General features: G+C 72.1%; 19 protein-coding genes and 1 tRNA gene. 10 read left to right on the top strand and 10 right to left on the bottom strand.

Annotation, left to right across the window (positions count from 1 at the left end; translation table 11 throughout):
- The first annotated feature begins 104 nt into the window (after window positions 1-104).
- A complete protein-coding gene (locus tag FZ046_RS22935) occupies window positions 105-2207 on the top strand; it encodes an ABC transporter ATP-binding protein (RefSeq protein ID WP_070356151.1) in 2103 nt (700 codons plus the stop codon).
- Window positions 2204-3037, top strand: coding sequence for a CbiQ family ECF transporter T component (locus tag FZ046_RS22930; protein ID WP_070356152.1), 834 nt, complete (start codon window positions 2204-2206; stop codon window positions 3035-3037). The genes FZ046_RS22935 and FZ046_RS22930 overlap by 4 nt, the downstream gene beginning before the upstream one ends.
- Here FZ046_RS22930 and FZ046_RS22925 read toward each other — a convergent pair.
- Genes FZ046_RS22925 through FZ046_RS22915 form a run of 3 tightly spaced genes read right to left on the bottom strand, consistent with a single transcriptional unit; the run spans window position 3034 to window position 6072 of the window.
- Complete coding sequence (locus FZ046_RS22925; protein ID WP_070356153.1) at window positions 3034-4377, bottom strand: ABC transporter substrate-binding protein; 1344 nt, start codon at window positions 4375-4377, stop codon at window positions 3034-3036. The genes FZ046_RS22930 and FZ046_RS22925 overlap by 4 nt on opposite strands.
- An 11-nt stretch (window positions 4378-4388) precedes the next feature.
- Window positions 4389-5213 (bottom strand): carbohydrate ABC transporter permease, encoded by an 825-nt coding sequence (locus tag FZ046_RS22920; RefSeq protein WP_070356154.1) that lies wholly within the window; start codon window positions 5211-5213, stop codon window positions 4389-4391.
- Window positions 5200-6072, bottom strand: coding sequence for a carbohydrate ABC transporter permease (locus tag FZ046_RS22915; protein WP_070356155.1), 873 nt, complete (start codon window positions 6070-6072; stop codon window positions 5200-5202). The genes FZ046_RS22920 and FZ046_RS22915 overlap by 14 nt, the downstream gene beginning before the upstream one ends.
- 46 nt (window positions 6073-6118) lie before the next feature.
- Here FZ046_RS22915 and FZ046_RS22910 point away from each other — a divergent pair, with 46 nt between their 5' ends.
- The 5 genes from FZ046_RS22910 (at window position 6119) to FZ046_RS22890 (ending at window position 11067) form a co-directional block, all read left to right on the top strand.
- Window positions 6119-7636, top strand: a complete 1518-nt coding sequence (locus tag FZ046_RS22910) for a TldD/PmbA family protein (RefSeq protein WP_070356156.1) — start codon at window positions 6119-6121, stop codon at window positions 7634-7636.
- Complete coding sequence (locus FZ046_RS22905; RefSeq protein WP_149484324.1) at window positions 7633-9003, top strand: metallopeptidase TldD-related protein; 1371 nt, start codon at window positions 7633-7635, stop codon at window positions 9001-9003. The genes FZ046_RS22910 and FZ046_RS22905 overlap by 4 nt, the downstream gene beginning before the upstream one ends.
- Before the next feature lie 58 nt (window positions 9004-9061).
- A tRNA-Ile gene (locus tag FZ046_RS22900) sits at window positions 9062-9135 on the top strand.
- A gap of 83 nt (window positions 9136-9218) precedes the next feature.
- Window positions 9219-9491 carry a hypothetical protein gene (locus tag FZ046_RS22895; RefSeq protein ID WP_070355941.1) on the top strand — a complete coding sequence of 91 codons (273 nt, stop codon included), beginning with the start codon at window positions 9219-9221 and terminating at the stop codon, window positions 9489-9491.
- A gap of 37 nt (window positions 9492-9528) precedes the next feature.
- Window positions 9529-11067 (top strand): FAD-binding protein, encoded by a 1539-nt coding sequence (locus FZ046_RS22890; protein ID WP_070355942.1) that lies wholly within the window; start codon window positions 9529-9531, stop codon window positions 11065-11067.
- On the opposite strand, the gene FZ046_RS22885 is transcribed toward FZ046_RS22890, so the two are convergent.
- Window positions 11064-11792: a TVP38/TMEM64 family protein gene (locus FZ046_RS22885; RefSeq protein ID WP_083298563.1), complete on the bottom strand. Its 729-nt coding sequence runs from the start codon at window positions 11790-11792 to the stop codon at window positions 11064-11066. The genes FZ046_RS22890 and FZ046_RS22885 overlap by 4 nt on opposite strands.
- A 36-nt stretch (window positions 11793-11828) precedes the next feature.
- Between FZ046_RS22885 and FZ046_RS22880 the strand changes: the two genes are divergently transcribed.
- The 3 genes from FZ046_RS22880 to FZ046_RS22870 all read left to right on the top strand — a co-directional run bounded on the left by FZ046_RS22880 (window position 11829) and on the right by FZ046_RS22870 (window position 13495).
- Entirely contained in the window at window positions 11829-12854 is a 1026-nt protein-coding gene (locus tag FZ046_RS22880; RefSeq protein WP_070355943.1) for an alcohol dehydrogenase catalytic domain-containing protein, read from the top strand.
- A 51-nt stretch (window positions 12855-12905) separates the two neighbouring features.
- The gene (locus FZ046_RS22875; RefSeq protein ID WP_125939842.1) at window positions 12906-13127 is read left to right on the top strand and encodes a hypothetical protein; all 222 of its coding nucleotides are present in this window, start codon (window positions 12906-12908) and stop codon (window positions 13125-13127) included.
- 143 nt (window positions 13128-13270) lie between these two features.
- The gene (locus FZ046_RS22870) at window positions 13271-13495 is read left to right on the top strand and encodes a hypothetical protein (RefSeq protein ID WP_070355944.1); all 225 of its coding nucleotides are present in this window, start codon (window positions 13271-13273) and stop codon (window positions 13493-13495) included.
- A 5-nt stretch (window positions 13496-13500) separates the two neighbouring features.
- Here FZ046_RS22870 and FZ046_RS22865 read toward each other — a convergent pair whose 3' ends face one another.
- The 6 genes from FZ046_RS22865 to FZ046_RS22840 are packed head-to-tail and all read right to left on the bottom strand — an operon-like array spanning window position 13501 to window position 20492.
- Window positions 13501-14292 (bottom strand): LLM class flavin-dependent oxidoreductase, encoded by a 792-nt coding sequence (locus FZ046_RS22865; protein ID WP_070355945.1) that lies wholly within the window; start codon window positions 14290-14292, stop codon window positions 13501-13503.
- A 4-nt stretch (window positions 14293-14296) separates the two neighbouring features.
- Window positions 14297-14797 (bottom strand): hypothetical protein, encoded by a 501-nt coding sequence (locus FZ046_RS22860; protein WP_070355946.1) that lies wholly within the window; start codon window positions 14795-14797, stop codon window positions 14297-14299.
- A gap of 36 nt (window positions 14798-14833) precedes the next feature.
- Window positions 14834-16306 carry a sodium:solute symporter family protein gene (locus FZ046_RS22855; protein WP_070355947.1) on the bottom strand — a complete coding sequence of 491 codons (1473 nt, stop codon included), beginning with the start codon at window positions 16304-16306 and terminating at the stop codon, window positions 14834-14836.
- Between the two features lie 9 nt (window positions 16307-16315).
- On the bottom strand, window positions 16316-17989 hold the full coding sequence (locus FZ046_RS22850) for a thiamine pyrophosphate-binding protein (protein ID WP_083298561.1): 1674 nt from the start codon (window positions 17987-17989) through the stop codon (window positions 16316-16318).
- Window positions 17986-18933: an agmatinase gene (speB, locus tag FZ046_RS22845; RefSeq protein ID WP_070355948.1), complete on the bottom strand. Its 948-nt coding sequence runs from the start codon at window positions 18931-18933 to the stop codon at window positions 17986-17988. Before speB ends, FZ046_RS22850 begins: the two co-directional genes overlap by 4 nt.
- Complete coding sequence (locus tag FZ046_RS22840) at window positions 18930-20492, bottom strand: purine-cytosine permease family protein (RefSeq protein WP_070355949.1); 1563 nt, start codon at window positions 20490-20492, stop codon at window positions 18930-18932. Before FZ046_RS22840 ends, speB begins: the two co-directional genes overlap by 4 nt.
- Between the last annotated feature and the right edge of the window lie 82 nt (window positions 20493-20574).

Genomic DNA, 20574 nt, shown 5'->3' with positions numbered 1-20574 from the left:
GAGACCAGTTTACATAGGTTCTCTATGCAGACGGCCGCCGTCGCGGTGTCGATCCTCACAACCTGCTGAGAGGGTTCTCCACGGGCGGCTGGCAGAATCGGGAGATGGCTGCGACCGGGGTGAGCGACTCTCGCCGTGCCGGATCGCTGAAACCGCCCGAACTCGCCCACGCCGCCGTCATGGCCGCACTGTGCGCCGCGATCGCCATCATCGCCGTCGTCGTCCCGTTCGCCGCGGGCATCTCGATGCTCGGCACCGTGCCGATGGGCCTGTTGGCGTACCGCTACCGGCTGCGGGTGCTGTTCACCGCCACCGTCGCCGGTGCGATCATCGCGTTCCTCATCGCCGGCATGGGCGGCTTCATGACGGTGGTGGACTGCGCCTACATCGGCGGACTGACCGGCATCGTCAAGCGCAAAGGCCGTGGCGCGCCGACGGCGTTCGTCGCCGCGCTGGTCGCCGGCACCGTGTTCGGCATCGTCGCGGCCGCCGCGCTGGCCGTGCTCTCGCGGCTGCGCAACCTCATCTTCGAGACCATCACCGCCAACGTCACCGGCACCGCCCGCGTCCTCGAGAGCATCCCGGGCCTCGAGCCCACCGCGCAGCGCCTGCGCGACGACGTCGCCACCCTGCTCGACTACTGGCCGCTGCTGATCATCGCGTCCGGCATCACCAGCATCACGTTCGTCAGCATGGTGGGCTGGTGGGCGCTCTCGCGCGTGCTCGGCCGGCTGTTCGGCGTGCCCGACGTGCACAAGCTCGACGCCCCCGAGCCCACCGGCGCCGGCGCAGGCCCGGTCCCGGTCCGGCTGCACGACGTCCGCTTCCGCTACCCGGGCACCGACCGCGACGCCGTCGGGCCGGTGTCGCTGGAGGTGGCGCGCGGCGAGCACGTCGCGATCACCGGTGCCAACGGCTCCGGCAAGACCACGCTGATGCTGCTGCTCTCGGGCCGTCAGCCCACGGGCGGCACCATCGAGCGACCCGGCGAGGTGGAGCTCGGTCGCGTGGGCGGCACCGCGGTCGTCATGCAGCACCCCGAGAGCCAGGTGCTCGGCACCCGCGTCGCCGACGACGTGGTGTGGGGACTGCCGCCCGGAACGCACGTCGACGTCGATGCGCTGCTGGCGGAGGTCGGGCTCGACGGGCTCGCCGAGCGGGACACCGGCGGACTGTCCGGCGGCGAACTGCAGCGTCTTGCCGTCGCCGCGGCCCTCGCCCGCAAGCCCAGCCTGCTCATCGCCGACGAGGTCACCAGCATGGTCGACCAGCAGGGTCGCGACGGGCTCATCGAGGTACTGTCCGGGCTGACCGACCGGCGCCAGATGTCGCTGGTGCACATCACGCACTACAACGACGAAGCCGATTCGGCCGACCGGACCGTCAACCTCGTCGGCAACGGCGGCGCCGCGGACAACGTCGGCTTCGGCGCCGCCGACGACGTCGAGATGGTGCCCACCGCGCCCGTGCCGACCGCCGCGGCCGCACCGGCGTCCACCGGGCGCGCGCTGCTCGAGGTGCGCGGCGTCAGCCACGAGTACGGCACCGGTACCCCGTGGGCGTCGACCGCGCTGCGCGACGTCGACGTCGCCGTCGACGAGGGTGACGGCCTGCTGATCCACGGTCTCAACGGCTCGGGCAAGTCGACGCTCGCCTGGATCATGGCGGGCCTCACCGTGCCCACCTCCGGCGAGTGCCTGCTCGACGGGACTCCGGTCTCCGATCAGGTGGGGTCGGTGGCGATCTCGTTCCAGGCGGCCCGGCTGCAGCTGATGCGCGGACGGGTCGATCTCGAGATCGCCTCGAGCGCCGGCTTCGACTATCACGACCACCGCCAGGTGGAGCGCGCGCTGGGGACCGTCGGGCTCGACCCGGCCCTCGGTCTGCGCCGCATCGACCAGCTCAGCGGCGGTCAGATGCGCCGGGTGGTGCTGGCCGGCCTGCTGGCCCGCAGGCCCCGCGCGATCATCCTCGACGAGCCCCTGGCCGGTCTCGACGCGGCCAGCCAGCGCGGGTTGCTGTCGGTTCTCGAGGACCTGCGCCGCACCACCGGGCTGACCGTCGTGGTCATCTCGCACGACTTCTCCGGCCTCGAGGGGCTGTGCCCCCGCACCCTGCACCTCGAGAACGGCGTCGTCGCACCGGCTCCCACTCCAGCAGGTGGCGGAATGTCAGGTGGCGGACTGTCGGGTGGAGGAATGTCGTGAGCGGCGACCGCAATCGGCAGCGCCGTCCGGTCGTGCTGCTGCGCCCCGTGCCGGGCACGTCGGCCATCCACGAGATGTGGGCGGGCACCAAGCTGCTCGTCGTCGCCGGCATCGGCATCCTGCTCACGTTCTATCCGGGCTGGATTCCCATCGCGCTCGTCGGTCTGCTCGTCGTCGTGACCGCGCGCACGGCCCACGTCCCGCGCGGCGCGCTGCCGTCGATCCCACGCTTCCTGTGGGCGCTGCTGTTCCTCGGCGGGTTCACCGCCGCGCTGGCCGGCGGCACGCCCGAACTCGAGATCGGTTCGGTAACGCTCGGCTTCGGCGGGCTGCTCAACTTCCTGCGCATCACCGTGCTGTCCATCGTGCTGCTCGGCCTGGGTGCGCTGGTGTCGTGGACCACCAACGTCGCCGAGATCGCGCCGGCCGTCGCGAAGCTCGGCCGGCCGCTGCGGGCCTTCCGCCTCCCGGTCGACGACTGGGCGGTCGCGCTGGCGCTGGCGCTGCGCGCCTTCCCGATGCTGATCGACGAGTTCCGCGTGCTCTACGCCGCCCGCCGGCTGCGACCACCGCTCGACGTGCCGGGCAGTCGCTTCCGGCGCTGGGGCATCGAGATCGTCGACCTGCTCTCGGCGGCCGTCACCGTCGCGCTGCGTCGTGCCGACGAGATGGGCGACGCCATCACCGCGCGCGGCGGCACCGGCCAACTCTCGGCGCTGCCGTCGCGGCCCGGGCGCCGCGACGTGGCGGCCTTCGCCGTCATCGCGCTGCTGTGCGCGGTGTCGCTGTACGTCGAGATCCTGACGCCGCTGGCGACCAGCCGGACCTAGCGGCGCCCCGCGGCGTTGGCCGCGGCCTGCGCCTCGGCGAGGGTGCCCGCCACGTCCCGGCGACCGAGGAACATCTCGTCGAAATAGGGCTGCAGCGCCTCGAATCCGGCCGCGAAGCCGGCGCCGCCGGGAGCCGCGATGCGGGGGCCGTTCAGGACGCGGAAGAACGGCGTCACGTCGACGCCGCGGGACGCCCAGTACCGGAAGTACACCGGTTGGGCGGCGGTCACCGCGGGGATGGCGGCGCCGCCGGCGCCGAGGTATGCGTTGCCCTCCGTGCTGCCCATCCAGGCGAGTACCCGCCGCACGGCGTCGGGGTGCTCGGTCGCGGCGTTGCCCGCTGCGGCGATGCCGTTCGTGACGCTGACCCGCCCGGTCGGGCCGGCGGGCAGCAGCACCACGCCCCAGCGGAACCGTGCGCCGTCGGCGACCGCGGCCAGGTTGTAGGTGCCCGACTGGAACAGCGCCAGCCGTCCGGCGAGGAACTGGTTGCGGGTGAAGTCGCCGTTGCCGTTGGTGTCCGACGCCGGCGGCGCGACGTGATCGCCGTTGATCAGGTTCACCAGGTACGCGAAGGCCTGCCGGGCCCCGGCGTCGTCGAACGTGAACGCGTCGCCGTCGCTGAACGTCCCACCCGCGGAGCCGATGTAGTTCAGGTAGATGCCCTGCAGGTCGTTGGCGGCGTTGTACCCCCACTGTCGGACGCGGTCTGGATTGAAGTCCGGCGCGTCGGCGCGGTGACCGTCGGCATCGAACGTCAACCGCCGCGCGACGTCGCGCAAGGTGTCGCCCGCGGCGGCGCCACCGGGTGACCACCGCAGGTCCACCAGGTCGACGAGGTCGACGCCGGCCCGCTCGACGAGATCGGCGTTGAAGTACACGGCGATGCCGGCGTCGGTGAGCTGCGGCACCGCCCAGAGCGTGCCGCCACGGGTGAACTGGCGGACCACCGACGGGTCCCACGGTTCGGAGGCGTCGGCGCCCAGCGTGCGCCCGACGTCGAGCAGGCGTCCCGTGTCGGCGTAGCCGGCGTAGTAGGCGTTCGACAGCCAGAACACGTCGTCCGCTCCGCCGCCCGCCACGTCGGTGCGCAGCGCGTCGAAGTAGGACGCGTAGGCGACCACGTTGACCCGCACCTCGATGTCCGGGTTGGCGCGGCCGAATGCGGCGAAGGACGCGCGGTACGCATCGGCCACCTTCTCGTCCCACAGCCGCACGGTGACCACGGTCCGCCCGTCCGAATCCGCGTCCCGGCCCAACAGCAGGGCCACGCCGAGCAGCGCGACCAGCAGCAGCGCGAGGCCGGAGAACCACAGCGTGCTGCGGCGGGGGCGCGTCACCCGAGGCCGCCTCATCGCAGCCCCGTGACGACGATCGACCGCGCGACGTGCCTGCCGAGCGCGACGAACACGACGATGAGCGGCACGATCGCGACCGTGGTCGCGGCCATGACCAGCGTCCACTGTGCGTCGTAGCGGGTCTGCAGACCGGCGGTCGCGACCGTCAGCACCCGCCAGTCCGAGCCGCTGGTGATGACGAGCGGCCACATGAAGTTGTTCCACTGCGAGACGACGGTGATCAACGCGAGCGTGACGAGGATCGGCTTGCTGGCGGGGACGACGACGTGGGCGATCACGTCGAGGGTGTGGGCGCCGTCGACGCGGGCGGCGCGGATCAGGTCGGCCGGGATGGTGCGGAAGTACTCGCGCAGCAGGAAGATCGCGTACGGCGAGCCGAACATGAAGGGCAACACCAAGGCCCAGAACGTGTTCCGCAGACCGGCCTGCGCCATCATCAGGTAGAGCGGCACCACCGTCACCGTCGCGGGGACCATCAGCGTCGCGACGTACACCCAGAACAGGGCGTCGCGCCCCGGAAACTCGAGTCGCGCGAAGGCATACGCGGCCAGGACCGAGAATGTCAGCTGCCCGATGAGGATGACCGCCGTCACCAGTGCGGTGACGACGACGGCCCGCCCGAAGCCCGCGTCGGCCAGCCCGGTGTAGTTCGCGAGCGTCGGCGGATCCGGCAGTGCCAGCGGTGATCCGGCCGCGAACTGCTCCGGCGAGGTGAGCGACGTGAGCAGCCCGGCGAGGAACGGCAGCAACGTCAGCACCGCGCCGACGGCCAGCACCGCGTAGACGGTCACCACCTTCGAGGCGCTAGACGAGGTCATGGGTGATCCTCCGTCGGAAGTAGCGCTGCTGCACCACCGTGACGCCGACGAGCAACGCGAACAGCACCAGCGCCATGACCGCCGCGCGCCCGACCGAGGCGACCTCGAAGGCTTCGGCGTAGATGCGGTGCGCCACCAGGTCGGTGCGGCCCCGAGGTCCGCCGTCGGTCAGCGCGTAGACCGTGTCGAAGACCTGCGCGGCGCTGACGATGCCGGTCACCAGGACGAAGAAGGTCGTCGGGCGCAGCATCGGCAGCGTGATGCGCCGGAACCGCTGCCAGGACGTCGCGCCGTCGAGTCGGGCCGCGTTCTGCACGTCGGCGGGGATGTTGAGGATGCCGGCCAGGAAGAACAGCGTCACGTAGCCGACGTTGGTCCACACCGTCACCGCCGACACCACCGGCAGCGCGAGCGTCGGATCGGTCAGCCACTCGATGCGCCGGCCGAGCACGGTGCCGACGGCGCCGTCGGTCGGGGCGAGGATCCAGCGCCATAGCACGGCGATGGCGAGCGGTGAGCATATCCACGGCAGCACGTACAGCGTGCGGAACACGCCGCTGCCGGGTAGGCCGCGGGCGAGCATCGACGCGGCGAACAGGCCCAGCACGGTCTGCACCGGCACCACCATCGCGATGAAGCCGAGCGTCACCGCCAGCGACCGCCCGAATTGGACATCGGTGAGCACGGAGCGCCAATTGGCCAGTCCGACATAGTCGATCGGACCCAGCAGGTCCCAGCGGTGCAGGCTGAGCCAGGCGACCACCAGCATGGGCAGCAGTAGGAACGTCGCCACCCCGAACAGGCTCGGCGCGAGCAGGGCATAGCCCCGCAGCGCCTCGGCCCGCCGTGCACGCGTCACCGGGCCATTAAAGCCCTCTGGCACCCGATGCCACTACGGTGGAGGCGTGACAGCGTACCGACGCGTGGATGCCGACTTCCTCGCGCTGCCCCGGTCGGAACTGGCCGCCGCGGCGCTGACCGCGGCCGTCGCGGCCGGGGCCAGTTACGCCGACCTGCGCATCCACCGGATCACCACCGAGATCGTGCAGCTGCGCGACGGCGAACTCGAGACGTCGGTGCTGACCCGCGAGATCGGCCTGGCCGTGCGGGTGATCGTCGACGGCACGTGGGGATTCGCCTCGCACGCCGAGCTGGCGCCCCGCGTCGCCGCCGACACCGCCCGCCGCGCGGTGGCCGTCGCGACCACCCTGGCGCCGCTGAACGCCGAACGCATCGAGCTGGCCCCCGAACCGGTGTACGCCAACGCCACCTGGGTGTCGGACTACCGCATCGACCCGTTCGAGGTGCCCGCCGCGGAGAAGATCGGCGTGCTGGGGGAGTACTCGGGCCGGCTGCTGGCCTCCGACGGCGTCGACCACGTCTCGGCGAGCCTCTACGCCGCCAAGGAGCAGACCCACTACGCCGACACCTTCGGGTCGTCGATCACCCAGCAGCGGGTGCGGGTGCAGCCCTCGATCGACGCGGTGTCGGTCGACCCGGCGGCCGGGTCGTTCGAGTCGATGCGCTCGCTCGCCCCGCCGACCGCCCGCGGTTGGGAGTACGTCGTCGGCGACGAGGTGTGGGACTGGACGGCCGAATTGGCGGAGCTGCCGTCGCTGCTGGCCGAGAAGGTGAAGGCGCTCAGCGTCGTCGCCGGTCCGACCGACCTGGTGATCGACCCGAGCAACCTGTGGCTCACCATCCACGAATCCATCGGCCACGCCACCGAATACGACCGGGCGATCGGCTACGAGGCCGCCTACGCGGGGACGTCGTTCGCGACCCCGGACAAGCTCGGCACCATGCGGTACGGCTCCGAGGTGATGCACGTGACCGCCGACCGCACCGTCGAGCACGGACTGGCGAGCATCGGCTACGACGACGAAGGCGTGCGTGCGCAGAGCTGGGATCTGGTGCGCGACGGCGTCTTCGTCGGCTACCAGCTCGACCGGGTGTTCGCGCCGCGGCTGGGCGAGGCACGGTCCAACGGGTGTTCCTACGCCGACTCGCCGCACCACGTCCCGATCCAGCGGATGGCCAACGTCTCGCTGCGGCCCGCGGCCGAGGACGTCTCCACCGACGACCTGATCGCGCGGGTCGACGACGGCATCTACGTCGTCGGGGACAAGTCGTGGTCGATCGACATGCAGCGTTACAACTTCCAGTTCACCGGGCAGCGCTTCTACCGGATCCGCGACGGCCGGCTCGACGGGCAGTTGCGCGACGTGGCCTATCAGGCGACGACGACGGATTTCTGGGGCGCGATGGAGGCGGTCGGCGGGCCCGGGACCTGGCGTCTGGGTGGCGCGTTCAACTGTGGGAAGGCGCAGCCGGGCCAGGTGGCCGCGGTCAGCCACGGCTGTCCGTCGGCGCTGTTCCGCGGCATCAACGTGCTCAACACCCGCGAGGAGTCCGGCCGATGATCGGTGCACCCCGGGTGGTCGAACTCGCGCTGGCCGAGGCGGCGCGGTTGCGCGGCGCCGACGAGACGATCGTCCTGGTGACCGACCGGTCCGCGGCGTCGCTGCGGTGGGCGGGCAACTCGATGACCACCAACGGCGAGTCCCGCAGCCGCGACACGACCGTCGTCTCGATCATCCGCCGGGATGATCGGGCGTTCGTCGGGTCGGTCACCTCGAGCGAGGTGCACCCCGAGGCGGTCGCCGCGCTGGTGCGGGCGTCGCAGCGCGCGGCCGCGGCGGCCACCGAGGCGCGCGACGCCGCACCTGCGCTCGCCGGCACCGCCGAGCCCGCGGACTGGCACGCCCCGGTCCCGACGACCGGCGCCGACGTCTTCGGCGGGGTCGCCGGCGACCTCGCGCAGGGGTTCCGTGGCGAGGACGTGCTCTACGGCTTCGCCCGGCACGAGCTGGAGACCGTGTTCGTGGCGACGTCGAACGGATTGCGGCGCAGGCACACCCAGCCGACCGGCACGGTGGAGATCAACGCCAAGCGCAGTGGCTCGAGCGCGTGGGCCGGTGTCAGCACGCCCGACTTCGTCGACGTCCCCGTCGAGTCCATGCTGGCCGACCTGTCGACGCGGCTCGACTGGGGCCGCCGGTCGGTGGAGCTGCCGGCAGGCCGCTACGAGACGCTGATGCCGCCGTCGACGGTGGCCGACATGATGATCTACCTGACCTGGAGCATGGACGGCCGCGGCGCGCAGGAGGGCCGCACCGCGCTGTCGGCCCCGGGCGGCACCCGGGTGGGGGAGCGCCTCACCGATCTGGGTTTGGACCTGTACTCCGACGCCGCCGCCACGGGCTTGGAGTGCACGCCCTTCGTGACGGCGGCCAGTTCGTCGCAGCGGCTGTCGGTGTTCGACAACGGCATGGACGTCGGCCGGGTCGACTGGATCCGCGATGGCGCGGTGAACGCCCTGGCCTATCCGCGCGCCGCCGCACGCGAATTCGACGTGCCGGTGACCGTGGGCGCCGACAACCTGCTGATGACCGGGGGCACCGCGACCCTCGCGGACATGGTGGCGCGCACCGAACGCGGGCTGTTGCTGACGACGCTGTGGTACATCCGCGAGGTCGACCCCACGGTGCTGCTGCTGACCGGGCTGACCCGCGACGGGGTGTACCTGATCGAGGACGGCGAGGTCACCGCCGAGGTGAACAACTTCCGGTTCAACGAGAGTCCGCTGGACCTGCTGCGGCGGACCACCGAGGCCGGCGTCAGCGAGGTCACGCTGCCGCGGGAGTGGGGCGACTGGGCGACCCGCGCGGCGATGCCGTCGCTGCGCATCCCGGACTTCCACATGTCGTCGGTCAGCCAGGCGCGCTGACCGCCCGGGCGTGCGGCGGGCGCGCCCATGACAAGATGGGCCGGCGCCATGCGCACCGGGGGCGGTAGCTCAGTCGGTCAGAGCTGGGGACTCATAATCCCTAGGTCGCGGGTTCGAGCCCCGCCCGCCCCACCCGAGTTCCCCGCTGCCCGCGCGCGCCGCCGCCGGAGTGCCTATGCTGCGCTTCGTACATCGGTACGGGAAGGGCGAACGAGATGACGAAGACTGACTGGCGGCGTCGCGCCGCAGCCGCGGTGGGCATCGCCGCGGTGGCCGGGGCGGCGCTGGTGGCGTGCTCCAACGACGAGGGCACCGAGCCGTCCACGCCGTCGACGACCACGACCACCTCGACGACGTCCGCTCCGCCGCCGTCGCCCACCGAGAAGAGCATCAACCCCACCGGCGGCAACCTGTTCACCCCGACGGTCAAGGCGCCGGGCCTGCCGACGCCGGCGCCGGGCAACCTGCCGGGCAACCACCCGAACTGACCGCGGCGCGGGTCCGTCCCGCGTAGGGTCTCACTGCGTGAAGGCCCTCGACGAGGTGGTCGACGTCCTGGTCGTCGGTTCGGGCGGCGGTGTCGCCGGGGCGTATACCGCTGCGCGCGAGGGACTCTCCGTCGCGCTGATCGAGGCCACCGACCGCTTCGGCGGTACCACCGCCTACTCCGGTGGCGGCGGCATGTGGTTTCCGTGCAACCCGGTCCTGGTGCGCGCGGGGTGCGACGACACCGTCGACGACGCGCTGCGGTACTTCCGTGCGGTCGTCGGTGACCGCACGCCCGCCGCGCTGCAGGAGGCCTACGTCCGCGGCGGCGCCGCGTTCATCGAGTACCTGGAGGCCGACTCGCGGTTCGGCTTCAAGGTGCTGCCCTGGCCGGACTACTACGGCGCGGTCGACGGTGCCCGCGCCGACGGCATGCGGCACATCGTGTCCAAGGCGATCCCCGACGAGCGACTCGGCCGCTTCCGCGGGCTGGTGCGCGGGCCGCTCGACCACGAACGGCTCGGCGCCCCGCAGCCCGAATTGCTCACCGGCGGGCGGGCACTGGTCGGACGCTTCCTGGCCGCGATGGCCGACGACGAACGGGTGACCGCGCACCTGTCCACCCGGCTGGTGGACCTCGTCGTCGACGACGGCGACGTCATCGGCGCGGTCGTGGAGCATCAGGGCGAGCGGCAGGTGATCCGCGCCCGGCGCGGCGTGCTGCTGGCCGCCGGCGGTTTCGAACGGAACGCCGCCATGCGCGCCGAGTTCGGCGTGCCCGGACGCGTCGAGGACACCATGGGCGCGCCGGCCAACGTCGGCCTCGCGCACCGCGCCGCCATCGCCGCCGGTGCCGCCACCGACCTGATGGACCAGGCGTGGTGGTCGCCCGGATTGATCCACCCCGACGGCCGTGCGGCGTTCGCGCTCGGCATCACCGGCGGCGTCTTCGTCGACCGGTCCGGGCAGCGCTTCGTCGACGAGTCCGCGGCCTACGACCGGTCCGGCCGCCGCATCCTGGCCGCCATGGCCGACGGCACCGTCGACCGGCCGTTCTGGTTGGTCTACGACAGCCGCGCCGGGGAGGCGCCACCCGTGCTGGCGACCAACGTCTCCCTCGCCCCGGCCGACGAGTACGCCTCCTCGGGCCTGTGGCGCTCGGCGGCGACGCTCGACGAACTGGCCGAGGTGATCGACGTGCCCGCCGACGCCCTGGCAGCGACCGTGCGGCGGTTCAACGAGCTGGTGGCCGCCGGCGCCGACGACGACTTCGGCCGCGGCAGCGAGCCCTTCGACCTCGCGTTCACCGGTGGCGCACCGCCGATGACGCCCATCGACACCCCGCCCTACCGCGCTGCGGCGTTCGGGGTGTCCGACCTCGGGACCAAGGGCGGCCTGCGGACCGACGTGCACGGCCGGGTGCTCGACGCGGCGGATCGGCCGATTGCGGGCCTGTACGCGGCGGGCAACACCATGGCCGCGGTATCCGGTGAGACTTACCCCGGCGGCGGCAACCCCATCGGCGCCTCGCTGCTGTTCAGTTACCTCGCCGCGCGGCACATGGCGACCCGTGGCTAGGACCGCCTGCGCCAGGCCCGGTAGCCGCGGTGCGCGGCGAAGGCCCCGACGATGGCGGTGACGCACCAGACGGCGATCGCCGAATAGGCCAGCGGCGCCGAGAGATCCCCGATCGATGCGCCCAGGGCGGTGTAGACGAACGCCCGCGGTGCCGACCCGATGAAGGCGCCAACGGCCATCTGCCACACCGGAACTCCGAACGCGCCGAACGCATACGAGGCGAGCGCGTCGGAGATCCCCGGCACGAACCGCTGCCCGACGACCGCCCACAACCCCAGCCGTTCGATGCGGTCGTCGAGCCAGTCGGCGCGCCGCGGGCCGAGCAGGGCACGGGCGCTGTCCCGGCCGGCCCGCCGGCCGATCAGGCTGGTGAGCACGGCGGTGCCCATCGCCGAGCCGAGCGTCACGAACGTGCCGAGTAGCGGACCGAACAGCAGGCCGCTGCCCGCCGCCAGGATCGGCCCCGGCACCAGGATCGCGCCCAGGCACGCCGACGCCACGACGTACGCGACCGGCGCGAGTGGCCCGGTTTCGGCGACGGCGCCGCGCACCGCGCCGACGTCGAGGACGCCGGTGACGGTGAAGAGCACGAACAACACCGCCAGGAACGCCGCGAACACGACCAGCCGCACGACGTGCGGGCGACGGCTGCCCGTGGCCTCGCTGTCGCCGACGGCCTCGCTGTCGCCGACGTCCTCGTTCCCGCCGATGTCCTCGTTCTTCATGTCGACCGCGATTGTGCCGCAATACACTCGGCAGCCATGCGCGCCGTCGTCATCGACACCCCCGGCACCGTCCGCGTCGACACGCTGCCCGACCCGGTGCTGCCCGGACCGGACGGCGCCGTGGTGCGGGTCACGGCGACGGCGATCTGCGGGTCCGACCTGCACTTCTATGAGGGCGACTATCCGCTCGTCGCGCCCGTCTCGCTCGGCCACGAGGCGGTCGGCGAGGTGGTCGAGGTCGGCCCCGACGTGCGGACGGTGCGGGTGGGCGACCAGGTGCTGGTGTCGTCGGTAGCCGGATGCGGCCACTGCGCGGGATGTGCGACCGCGGACCCGGTGACGTGCGTGTCGGGTCCGCGGATCTTCGGCTCCGGGGCGCTCGGTGGTGCGCAGGCCGAACTGCTGGCGGTGCCCGCCGCCGACTTCCAGCTGCTGGCACTGCCCGAGGACGTCGGCACCGAGGCGGCACTGCTGCTCACCGACAATCTGGCCACCGGGTGGGCGGGCGCGCAGCGCGCCGACATCACCCCCGGTGCCACGGTGGTGGTCTTCGGACTCGGGGCCGTCGGTCTGTGCGCGGTGCGCAGCGCCGTCGCCCAGGGCGCGGGCACGGTGTTCGCCGTCGACCCGGTGCCGGGCCGCCGGGAGCGTGCCGCGCAAAGCGGTGCCACACCGCTGGCACCGGAAGACGTCGGCGAGGTGCACGCCGCCACTGCCGGTCGCGGGGCGGCATCGGTGATCGACGCCGTCGGCAACGACACCACGATGACCGCCGCGCTGAACTGCGTGCGCGCCGGCGGCACCGTGTCGGTGGTGGGCGTGCACGACCTCGAGCCGTTTCCGTTCCCGGCGCTGATGAGTCTGGTCCGCAGCGTGACGCTGCGGATGACCACCGCGCCGGTGCAGTCGACCTGGCCGCAGCTGATCCCGCTGTTGCGGGCCGGCCGGCTCGACGCCAATGACGTGTTCACCCACTCCTTCGCCCTGGCCGATGCCGACGCCGCCTATGCCGCGGTGGCCGCGCGCTCGGCCGACTGCGTCAAGGTGACGCTGACGCCCTGAGAGGCGGAAAATCGTTCGACGCCGACGGTGGTCGCTTTCTATCGTCGGTGCATGGGTAGGGGAGAAGGGCCGGGGGACCGCCGGAGGTGGCAGCGGCTGTGGTGCGTGCCGCAACGGGTGCGCGACCGCGGGCCGCTGCCGGATTGGGATCGGTTGCAACGCAACGCGATCGGCGGAGTCTGGGGTCGTGACGACGTCGCCGCGCGCCGACATGGTGTCGATGGCCGCGTCGCGGCGTGGTCGCCGACGATCGTCGCCGAACTGACCCGCTGAGCGCCGGGTACCGCTAGCCGGTAGTGCCGCGTGCGGAATGCCCGACCGATCGGTGGGTGCTCGCGGCGATGCCACGGGGTGGTCGCCGGGGAGATGCTCGACGAGCGCTCACCGCGAGCGCAGAGGACCTGAAGGAGCACGACATGACCGTTCAGCCGACCCTGATCCTGGCCGGACTGGCAGCCGGTGCGATCGCTGCCGGAATCGCCCTGAGTCCGAGCGCGTCTGCCGATGCACCGTCCTGCAGCGACGGTGCGCGGACGCCGGCGGTGTGCGAGACGCCCGGCGACTACGAGGGTCGCTTCGGCCCGACCGCGCCGGCGCCGTCGCCGTTCGAGTACCCGTACGGTTACCTCACCGGCATCTGAGATGCTCAGCCGCGCAACGCGGGAAGCACGCCGTCGCCGACGGCGCGGATGAACGCCACGCCGTCGGCGTCCGCGGGAGGTTCGAGCACCACGGTGTCGCTGCCCGCACGATGCCACCGCCGGACCGCATCGGCCAGCGCGGCGGCGTCGCCGTCGACCGGCACGTAGGTGACCACCCGGTGCGCGTCGGGATCCGGCGCGTGCGCACGGATCACGGCCACGGCGTCGCGGACGCCGTCCGGGCTGGTGCCGCCAGTGAGCACCGTCCCGGCGGCCACCTCGCCGGCCAGCGCGAGGGTCTTGGGACCGGTGGCACCGAGCAGCACGTCCACCGGCGCGGGCGGCGGCCAGTCGAGTCGCACGTCGGTCAGCGTCACGTAGCGGCCGGCGACGGTGACGGTGTCGCCGCGCAGCAGCCGGTGCAGCGCCGTGGCGTACTCGCGCAGCAGGGTCAGCGGCGAGGCGACCCGGGCGCCGACCTGGCTCATCCAGTCCTGCACGCCGTGGCCGACGCCGACGCGCAGCCGTCCCGGGAAGGCGCGCTCCAGCGTGGCGATCTCCATGGCGGTGAGGGCGACGTTGCGCAGCGGGACCGGCAGCACGCCGACGCCGATCCGCACCCGTTCGCTGCCCGCCAGCGTGATCGCCGCGGCGGTGAGGCCGCCGTGCAGGAAGCAGTCCTCCCACAGCCAGATCTCCTCGACGCCCACGTCGTCGGCGGCCCGCGCTGCCGCGGTGAGGCGTTCGGGGGGGTTCTGCGGGCGGAAGACGCAGCCCACGATGGGATCGACGGTCATCGCGTCATCCTCGCGCGACGGGCGCCGTGAGCGGCGCGCCGGTCGCGGACTGCAGCATGCAGATGACCGTGCTGGGCAACCGGATGGCTCCAGTGCGGTCCTGTTTCGAGTCGATCAGGTAGGTGACCGCCAGGTCGCGACGCCCTCCGGTGTAGGCGTCGACGCCGGCCGCGCAGGCCTGGTCGCCGACGTCGGCGAGCGCGGCGTCGACCGCCACCGGCGCGAGCAGGTACACCTCCGCGCGATGGGGTGCCGCGCAGTCGACCACCGACACCGTCGACTCGCCGACGTCGACGGCCGGGACGTCGGCGACGCACTCGCCGACGGTGAGGTCCACCCACGGCTTGACGACGGGTGGCCGCGCGACGGCCGGCGGTGGTTCGGCGCTGCTCGGCTGGGCCACCGCCGTAGACGGCACGGCCGGCACGGCCGGACCTGCACCGCCGGAACACGCGGTGAGCAGCGCGAGCACGACGCTCGCGACGCACGGCGCCGGGCGGATCATGGGCGTGAGTCTAGGCGTAGGCGAACGGGTTTGGGGTCAGGTCCGGGTGGCGGGCACGGCGTCGTCCCGGCCGGCTAGCCGCGTGGTCCACACGTCGAGCACCTCGGCCGGGGTGCGCGTGGTCAGCAGGCTGCCGACGACGTAGGCCAGCAGGCTCGCGGCGAGGCCGAAGTAGATCGGCTCGTTGGCGAGGACGTCGCCGACGGCGACCATGGTGCCGAGCGTGACGACCGTGCCGGCGATCATCGACCACAGCGCACCGGTCCCGGTGGCGCGTCTCCACAGGAAGCCGCCGAGGATCGACACCAGCAGTCCGCCGACCAGGATGTCGTAGGCGACGGTGAGCGCGGCGACGACGTCGTTGAGCAGTGCGGCGATGACGATGACGACGATGCCGAGCACCACCACGTAGCGGCGGTCGGAGTGCACGTCGCGGGCGTCGTCGACGTCCGCGGTCTCCTCGCCGCGACCGATGAGCCTGCCCAGCAGCGGCATGACGTCGGTACGGGCGACGGTCGCCGTGGCGATCAGGGCGCCGGATGCGGTGGACATCATGGCGGCCACCGCGGCGGCGAGGACGACGCCGCTGATGCCGACCGGCAGGATGCTCTCGGCGATCTGCGCGTAGACGTCGTCGCTGGCCTCGACGTCGGACAGGAACGTCGAGGCGGCTGCGCCGATCAGGGCGCCGGCGACGCCGTAGAACAGGCAGTAGACCGCGGCTGCCGTGCCGCCCCACTTCGCCACCCGCGGCGAGCGCGCCGTGAACACGCGCTGCCAGATGTCCTGGCCGATCAGCATGCCGAAGCTGTACACGACGAAGAACGTGATGATGGTCTGGGTGCCGATGGCGCCCACGTCGAAGACCGCGTCGCCGGCCCGTTCCCGGATGCCGTCGAGGCCGCCGGCCCGGTGCCACGTGAAGGGCAGCAGCAGCGCGAAGATGCCGATGGTCTTGAGGACGAACTGCACCATGTCGGTCAGGGTGATCGACCACATGCCGCCGATCGCGGAGTAGAGCATGACGATCGCGCCGCCGATGATCACCGACACGGTGCGGTTGGTGCCGAACAGGACGTTGAACACCGTGGCGTAGGCGATGGTCGAGGTGACCGACAGCATCAGCGTGTACGCCACCATGACGATCCCCGACGCCGACGTCGCGTCCATGCCGTAGCGCAGCTTCAGCATCTGCGCGACGGTGTAGACCCGCAGTCGTTGGATGCGTCCGGCGAACAGCAGGCTCAATGCCAGCAGGCCGACGGCGATGGCGACGACGAGCCACATGCCGGACAGGCCGTACTCGTAGCCGAGTCCGACGCCGCCGACGGTCGACGCGCCGCCGAGCACGACGGCCGCCATGGTGCCGGTGTAGAGGGTGGGCCCGAGGCGACGGCCGGCGACCAGGAAGTCGGCGGAGTCGCGGGTGCGGGTCTTGCCCCAGAAGCCGAAGGCGAGCATCGCCGCGAGGTAGACGACGACGATGACGATGTCTAGTGGTTTCCCCATGGTGGTCTCCTACAGGTGGGTGGGGGCGAACATGGCCAGGCGGGCGGGCAGGACGACGACGGCGGGGCCGTCGGTGCCGAAGGTCCGGGCGATGACCTCGCCCACGTCGTCGAGCGACGCGCGGTGGGCGGGGACACCGAAACTCGCTGCGAGCGCGACGAAGTCGGGCCGGTGCAATTCGGTGGCCGTGGCGTGACCGAACGCATCGGTCATGTACTCGCGCAGGATGCCGTAGCCGCCGTCGTCGACGACGAGCCACGTGACGTCGGCGTCGTGCTGGCGGGCGGTGGCGAGTTCGGCGATGGAGTACATGGCGCCGCCGTCGCCGGTGACGGCGAACGTGCGGCGGCCGGAGCCGACGGCCGCGGCGACCGCGGCGGGAAAGGCGAAGCCCAGACCGCCCGACCCCTGCGCGGAGTGGAAGGCGCCGTCGCGCGAATCCCACGCCGACCACGCCCAGTAGGCGGCGATCGTCATGTCCCAGAACGTGTGGACCTCCGACGGCACCGCGGCGCGCAGTGCTGCGAGCAACCCGCGTTCGGCGTCGAGGTCCTGCGCGTCGAGCCGGTCGGCGACCGCGCGGCGCAACCCGGACGCGATCGACGAGCCGTCGCCGGGCGGCCGCGGGGTGATGCGCGGCGCCAGGGCCCGCAGTGCCGTGCCCGCGTCGGCGTGCACCGCCAGCGCGGGGTGGTTGGCCTCGAGCACCCGCGCCTCGGCGTCGACGTGGACGATGCGGCCGCGGGGTCGCAGCGTGAAGTAGTTGCTCGTCACCTCGCCGAGCGCGGTGCCCACCGCGAGGAGGACGTCGGCGTCGGCGAGCAGGTCGGTGGTGTGCCGGTCCTCGATCCAGGAGCCCGCCGACAGTGAGTGGTCGAACGCGATGGCGCCCTTGCCACCGACGGTCGACACCACCGGAGCGTCGAGGCGTTCGGCCACTTCCACCAGCGCCTGTGGCCCACCCGGCGAGCGGCGCACGCCACCGCCGGCCAGGATCACCGGCCGGCGGGCGGCCTCGAGCACCGTGGCCGCCGCCGCGACCACCTCGTCGCGCGGCGCGCGCTGGACGACCCGGTGTGGTGCCGACGTCACCGGCGGGACGTCGGCGCTGCCGGTCAGCACGTCCTGGGGGATCTCGACCCAGGTCGGGCCGGCGGGTGCCGAGCGCGCGAGCGCCCAGGCGTCGGCGAGCAGGCTGGGGATCTCGGCGGCGTGGCGCGCCTGCGCGGTGCTCTTGGTGACGTTGCGGGCGCTGCGCGCCTGGTCGTCGAGCTGGTGCAGCATGCCGCGGCGCAACCCGATGCCCGCGCGCGGGATCTGGCTCGCGATCACCAGGATCGGGACGGCGCTGGCGTGCGCCTCCTGCAGCGCGCCCAGCGCGGTGAGTGCGCCGGGCCCGGTGGACAGGAACAGCACGCCCACCTCACCGGTGGCCCGGGCATACCCGTCGGCGCCGAACGCCGAGTTGTTCTCCACGCGCGAGCTGACGAAGGTCAGCTCGCTGCGGCGGATGGCGTCGAACAGTCCCAGCGCGTTCTGCCCGGGGATGCCGAAGACGTGCGAAACACCCAATGCCGTCAGCGTTTCGACGACGACGTCGCCTCCATTTCTCCCGTCGCTTCGCTCGCCCGGGCCGTTTCTCCCGTCGCTGCGCTCGCCCGGGCCGTTCCTCCCGTCGCTCATCGGGTGGCGTCGTGCCGCATCGCGAGCAGCGACACCAGGTCGTAGGCCACGTGCGATGCCGCCACCCCGGTGATCTCGGCGTGGTCGTAGGCGGGGGAGACCTCCACGACGTCGGCGCCGACGAGGTTCAATCCGCGGAAGCCGCGCAGGATCTCGAGTAGCTCCCGGCTCGTCATGCCGCCCGCCTCGGGCGTCCCCGTGCCGGGGGCATGCGCCGGGTCGAGCACGTCGATGTCGATCGACACGTACACCGGCCGGTCGCCGAGTCGGTCGCGCAGCTTGTCGACGACCTCGCGGACGCCCTGGTAGTAGACGTCGGAGGACGTGACGATGCCGAAGCCGAACCGGCGGTCGTCCTCGAGGTCCTTCTTGCCGTACAGCGGCCCGCGGGTCCCGACGTGCGAGAGCGCCTCGGTGTCGAGGATGCCCTCCTCGACCGCCCGGCGGAAAGGCGTGCCGTGGGTGTACTCCGCGCCGAAGTAGGTGTCCCAGGTGTCCAGGTGGGCGTCGAAGTGCACCAGCGCGACCGGTCCGTGGTGCGCGGCGGCGGCGCGCAGCAGCGGCAGGGCGATGGTGTGGTCGCCGCCGATGGTCACCAGGCGGGTGCCGTCGGAGGTGAGGTCGGTCGCCGCACCCTCGATGGTCTCGATGGCCTCGCCGATGTTGAACGGGTTCACCGCGATGTCACCGGCGTCGGCGACCTGGGCGATGTCGAACGGCGACACGTCGAGCCCGGGGTGGTACGGCCGCAACAACCGCGACGCCTCACGGACGTGGGTGGGACCGAACCGGGCCCCCGGCCGGTAGGAGACCCCGGAGTCGAACGGCACACCGGCCACGACGACGTCGGCGTGCTCGACCTGGTCGAGGCGGGGGAGCCGCGCGAACGAGGCGGGGCCGGCGAAGCGCGGTGTCTTCGAGGCGTCGATCGGGCCGATGGTCATGACGAGGCCTCCTTGGGCGTCGTGGGGGTGGCGGTGATGGCGGTGATGGGGACGTCGGCGGGCGGACCCGCGGGAACCATCCGCGGTCCGAGGGGACCGAACGCGTCAGCGGGCTCGGGAAACGCGTACAGCAGAACGGGATACAGCACCGCGGCCAGTCCGAGGCCGACGGGGATGGAGAGATCGATGCCCGCCGCCAGCGTGCCGAGCGGTCCGATGAACTGCCCGGGCAGATTGACGAAGCAGATGCTCAGTGCCGCCGACACCAGCCACGCCAGGAGGCCCCGCCAGTTCCAGCCGTGCGCGAACCAGTAGCGGCCGCCGCGTTGGCGCCGGTTGAACACCTGCAGTGCGTCGGAGTCGTACCAGCCCCGCCGGGTGAACCAGCCGATCATCATGACGACCATCCAGGGCGCGGTGCACGTCACGATCAGCACGGCGAACGTCGAGATCGACTGCACCACGTCGAAGGCGAAGCGGCCGACGAAGATGAAGGCGATGGCGATGACGCCGATGAACACCGTCGCCTGCACCCGATTGAAGCGCGGGAACACGCTGGAGAAGTCGAGTCCGGTGCCGTAGAGGGCCGTGGTGCCGGTGGACATGCCGCCGATCAGCGCGATGAGGCAGACCGGAAGGAAGTACCAGCCGGGCGACACCGCCAGCAGCCCACCGACGTAATCACCGCCCTCCACGAATTCCGGTGCGGTCGTGGCGATCACGGTCGCGGTGACGAGTCCGAACCCAAAGGGGACGAGCGTCGCCAGCTGGGCGAGGAAGGCCGCTGCCATCGACCGCCAGCCGGGGGTGTCACGCGGAATGTAGCGCGCCCAGTCCCCGAGGAACGCTCCGAAGCTCACCGGGTTGCTCATCACGATGAGCGCCGCTCCGACGAACGACGGCCAGTACAGCGCGTTGGTCGCGGCGTCGGCGCCGTCGCCGAAGATCCCCGGGTAGCCCGGGTCGAACGTCCCGCCGAAGGCGATGACGCCGAGGAGGAAGAGCACCGTGGCGGCGAGGACGGCGATCTTGTTGACCAGCAACATGAATCGAAAGCCGTAGATGCAGACGACGAGGACGAGGACGGCGAAGATGCCGTAGGCGACGGCGATCGCGGCGTCGGTGCGGGGCAGGCCCACGGCGCGGTTGGCGCCGCCGACGAGCACTTCACCCGAGGTCCACACCGAGATGGAGAAGAACGCCACGGCGGTGAGCAGGGAGAGGAACGAGCCGACGACGCGGCCGTGCACACCGAGGTGCGCGGAGGAGGACACTGCGTTGTTGGTCCCGTTGCGCGGACCGAACAGCGCCATCGGCGCCAGGATCGCGGCGCCTGCCACGACGCCGAGCAGAGTGGCCAGCACGGCGTCGCGGAACGACAGGCCGAACACGATGGGGAAGCTGCCGAGGACGACGGTCGCGATGGTGTTCGCACCGCCGAAGGTCAACCGGAACAGGTCCAGGGGCCGTGCCGAGCGCTCGGCGTCGGGGATCGGCTCCACGCCGTGCGTCTCGACGGCGGTCACCTTCGGTGCCGGCGCGGTGTCGAACGTGGCCATGGCCGTCCTCGGTGCTCGGAATCGTGTGGTGCGGATCACTGTAGGGCTGCTCGGCCGACGTCGGCAATCGATCCGTTCGTTA

The organism is Mycolicibacterium grossiae (assembly GCF_008329645.1).
GTDB lineage: Bacteria > Actinomycetota > Actinomycetes > Mycobacteriales > Mycobacteriaceae > Mycobacterium > Mycobacterium grossiae.
Note: the sequence above shows the minus strand (reverse complement) of the source record. Positions and strands in the feature narration are given on the sequence as shown.

Excerpts from the sequence above, each read along its gene's own strand:
- FZ046_RS22885 (WP_083298563.1), bottom strand. The coding sequence starts at position 11,792 with ATGAAGAACGAGGACATCGGCGGGAACGAGGACGTCGGCGACAGCGAG.
- FZ046_RS22880 (WP_070355943.1), top strand. The coding sequence starts at position 11,829 with ATGCGCGCCGTCGTCATCGACACCCCCGGCACCGTCCGCGTCGACACG.
- FZ046_RS22870 (WP_070355944.1), top strand. The coding sequence starts at position 13,271 with ATGACCGTTCAGCCGACCCTGATCCTGGCCGGACTGGCAGCCGGTGCG.
- FZ046_RS22865 (WP_070355945.1), bottom strand. The coding sequence starts at position 14,292 with ATGACCGTCGATCCCATCGTGGGCTGCGTCTTCCGCCCGCAGAACCCC.
- FZ046_RS22855 (WP_070355947.1), bottom strand. The coding sequence starts at position 16,306 with ATGGGGAAACCACTAGACATCGTCATCGTCGTCGTCTACCTCGCGGCG.
- FZ046_RS22840 (WP_070355949.1), bottom strand. The coding sequence starts at position 20,492 with ATGGCCACGTTCGACACCGCGCCGGCACCGAAGGTGACCGCCGTCGAG.
- FZ046_RS22860 (WP_070355946.1), bottom strand. The coding sequence starts at position 14,797 with ATGATCCGCCCGGCGCCGTGCGTCGCGAGCGTCGTGCTCGCGCTGCTC.
- FZ046_RS22875 (WP_125939842.1), top strand. The coding sequence starts at position 12,906 with ATGGGTAGGGGAGAAGGGCCGGGGGACCGCCGGAGGTGGCAGCGGCTG.
- FZ046_RS22905 (WP_149484324.1), top strand. The coding sequence starts at position 7,633 with ATGATCGGTGCACCCCGGGTGGTCGAACTCGCGCTGGCCGAGGCGGCG.
- FZ046_RS22935 (WP_070356151.1), top strand. The coding sequence starts at position 105 with ATGGCTGCGACCGGGGTGAGCGACTCTCGCCGTGCCGGATCGCTGAAA.
- FZ046_RS22850 (WP_083298561.1), bottom strand. The coding sequence starts at position 17,989 with ATGAGCGACGGGAGGAACGGCCCGGGCGAGCGCAGCGACGGGAGAAAC.
- FZ046_RS22895 (WP_070355941.1), top strand. The coding sequence starts at position 9,219 with ATGACGAAGACTGACTGGCGGCGTCGCGCCGCAGCCGCGGTGGGCATC.
- FZ046_RS22920 (WP_070356154.1), bottom strand. The coding sequence starts at position 5,213 with ATGACCTCGTCTAGCGCCTCGAAGGTGGTGACCGTCTACGCGGTGCTG.
- speB (WP_070355948.1), bottom strand. The coding sequence starts at position 18,933 with ATGACCATCGGCCCGATCGACGCCTCGAAGACACCGCGCTTCGCCGGC.